Genomic DNA, 3,125 nt, shown 5'->3' with positions numbered 1-3,125 from the left:
CCTCCTCCGCGAGGTCTCCCAGGGCACCCCGCGGGAGGAGGGCGCCTCGGAGCGGCAGCACCGGCTGTCGGTGCTCACCGCCCAGCGCGACGCCCTCCTGGACGCCCGCGACGACGGCGCGTTCGACGCCGAGGTCCTGTCCCACGCGCTGCGCAACGTGGACGCCACGCAGCTCGCCCTGGAACTCCGGGGCGGCCCGACGGACTGACCACCGGCCCGCCCGGCGTCGGGCGGCGCACCGCGCTCAGTAACCGACGGGCATCACCGTGGTGAGACCGCCGGGCAGGGAGATCGCGGTGGACGTGACCGTGGCGGTGGCCTCGGTCAGGCCGCCGGCTGTGGCGCGCAGGGTGAGCGCGCCCGCGGTGCGCGAGGCCCGGAGGAACACCCGGTTGATGCCCGCCTCGGTGTCCACGTACGACTTGTGGACGCTGCCGGGCTTGCCCGGGTTGAACCCGCCGAGGAACGTGCCGGGCCCGGTGAGGGTGAAGTCGACCCTCGCCTGGTGGGTGGGCATCCGGCGACCTTGCGCGTCGACGGCCTCGACGTCGAAGAACGCGATGTCGCTCCCGTCCGCCAGCAGGCCGCCCGGCGCGGTGTACGGGGTGAGCTTGAGCGCCACGGCCGCGCCGGTCGTCGTCTTCGAGGCGCGCACCACCTCGCGGCCGGCCGAGTCGTACCCGACGGCCGTGACGGTGCCCGACTGCCAGCGCACCGAGGGGAACGAGTGCAGGAAGTCGTCGGTGGGCGCGGTGCTGTTGCCGACCTGGACGCCGTTGACCAGCAGTTGCACCCGGCGGACCTGCGCCGAGGCCATGACGTGCACGGTCTTGGTGGTGTTCGCGGGGTAGGTCCAGTGCCCGATGACGTGGATGTCGGGCGTGTCGCTCTGCATGACGCGGTAGGTGTGCAGGGACTCCTTCGGGATGCGCACCGCGTCCACCCGGCCGGACAGGCGGGCGCACTCCCACCCGTACTGGCGGCCGTGCTGGTTGGAGTCGGCCCAGATCAACGCCGCCGCGCCGGAGTAGCGGCGGTCGCCCGGCCCCTGGATGCGCTGGCGCCAGAACTCGCCGCGGGTCGACGCGGCGACGGGGCCGGCGAACTGCTCGGACTGCCAGTGCCAGGTGACGTCCGGCCCGGTCTTGTAACCGAAGTCCGGCGGCGAGAAGTCGTCCCACACGCGGCGGGGCGCCTCGTCGCGGGTGTACTCGCACTCGATGATCGGCTTGCGGTCGCGGGCGTAGACCGAGTAGTGCCGGTTGAGCATGGTGCCGACCCACTCCGCGGCGTCCACGACGGCCGTGCCGCCGTAGCCGGGGTCGTCGCTGATGGCCCGGCAGCCCATCGCCCGACCGCCGTGCGGGTCCCAGGTCTTGCGCAGGTTCGTCATCTGGGTCATGTGCTCGACGGTGATCCAGTTGTTGCCCGCCTCCCAGAACAGGATGCTGGGGTTGTTGCGGAAGTAGATGATCGAGTCGCGCATGACCTCGACCCGCTGGTCCCACTGGCGGCCGGTCTTGTCGGCCTCCTTGTCGCCCGCGGGTTGGATCGACACGATGCCGTGCTGGTCGGTCATCCGGATGTTGGCCGGCGGGGCGGAGATGTGCATCCACCGGATGAGGTTGGCCTTGCTGTCGCGGATCATCCGGCCGTCGAGCTGGGTCATCCACTCCGGCACGGCGCCGCCGATCGCGGCCCACTCGTTGGTGGCGCGGACCGCGTAACCGGTCAGGAACACGTACTTGTCGTTGATGTGGACGCCGCCGCTGCTCGTGCCGCCGCGCAGCGCCACCTTCCGGAACCCGGTGCGGACCGGGTGGGCGTCCAGCACCGCGCCGCCCTCCCGCAGCACCACCTCGACGGTGTAGAGGTGCGGGTTGCCCGGTTCCCAGAAGCGCAGCCCGCTCACGGTGCCGCCGACCTTCACGGTCTGCGTCTGCCCGGCCGCGAGGGTGACCGGGCCGCCGGTGAGGGTCTGGACCGCGTTGCCGGCGGAGTCGACCACGGTGGCCGACACGGTGATCGTGCGGGCGGTGGTCTGCTCGTTGCGCACCTGCGCCTCGGCGGTGACCGTGGCCGTGCCGCCGGCGATGGAGAAGTCCGACGCGTAGACGTACGTGCCGGTCGTGCGCAGGTTCGTGTAGAGCGGGAGGGTGAAGTAGGTCTTGGGCAGGACGTAGAGCCGGACGCTGCGGGTCAGGCCGCCGTAGGTGGGGTTGAAGTCGCGGCTGTCCCACTCGAATGAGGTGTTGGTGGACTGCTCGGGCCGCCACTTGGTGTTGTCGGCCTTGACCGCGATCACGTTCTCGGTCCCGAACCGCACCTGGGCGGTGATGTCGAACCCGAACGGCGTCACGCCGTACTCGTACAGGCCGACCTGGACGCCGTTGACGTAGACCGTCGCGGCCTGGCGGATGCCCTCGAACTCGATCAGCACCTTCGACCCGGCTCGCTCGGCGGGCAGCGTGAACCGCTTGCGGTACCAGGTGATCTGCATCGCGACGGCGGACTCGCCCGAGCTGGTGATGTAGTTGTCGAACGAGTCGACGTCGTTGTACGTGTGCGGCACGCTGACCTTGGCCCAGGCGGAGTCGTCGAACGACTCGGCCTGCGCGTTCGGCACGTCCTGCTGGGTGAACCGCCAGAAGGGGTTCATGTTGTACACCGTCCGGCCGGACGGCGTGGCCGCGGTCGCCTCGGTCACCGTGCCGAGCACGCCGGAGGCGGCGGCGACCGCCGCGCCCATGCCCGCCAGCACGGTTCTGCGGCTCACACCGGTGGAGGGGTGTCCTGTCGTGGTGTCCATGTGTTCCGTTCCCGGGATCGGTGCGGGGGTGGGTGGCGGCGGGGTCGAGCTGCTTTCGGGGTTGAAACGGTTACTACAATTAGGCAGGCAATCAGGCCTACGGAAGGCTGTCAATAGTGTGTGCAAACGTTTTAACCGCGTCTGCTCTCCCCCGTCGACTTCCTCCCGTCGATGGCTTCTCGTCGCCGTACACGGGGTGGACCCGGGCGCACTGGGAGGCCGTGGCCGATCACCTGCTGGAGTCAGTGACGCCCTACGCGGCACCGGGCTTCGCCCAGCTGCGGTTGCCGGGCAGGTCGGGCAGCGTCGGTCTGGC

1 protein-coding gene and 1 pseudogene are annotated in these 3,125 nt (G+C 70.6%); one reads left to right on the top strand and one right to left on the bottom strand.

Annotation, left to right across the window (positions count from 1 at the left end):
* Positions 1-208 (top strand): annotated as a pseudogene (locus AB0G02_RS33020) (sodium:proton antiporter); the annotation flags it as partial.
* 36 nt (positions 209-244) lie between these two features.
* On the opposite strand, the gene AB0G02_RS33015 reads toward AB0G02_RS33020, so the two are convergent.
* Positions 245-2,776 carry a sugar-binding domain-containing protein gene (locus AB0G02_RS33015; protein ID WP_360802112.1) on the bottom strand — a complete coding sequence of 844 codons (2,532 nt, stop codon included), beginning with the start codon at positions 2,774-2,776 and terminating at the stop codon, positions 245-247.
* Positions 2,777-3,125 lie beyond the last annotated feature (349 nt).

Source organism: Actinosynnema sp. NPDC023658 (assembly GCF_040639995.1).
Lineage (GTDB): Bacteria > Actinomycetota > Actinomycetes > Mycobacteriales > Pseudonocardiaceae > Actinosynnema.
This window is presented reverse-complemented; position numbering and strand designations above follow the sequence as displayed.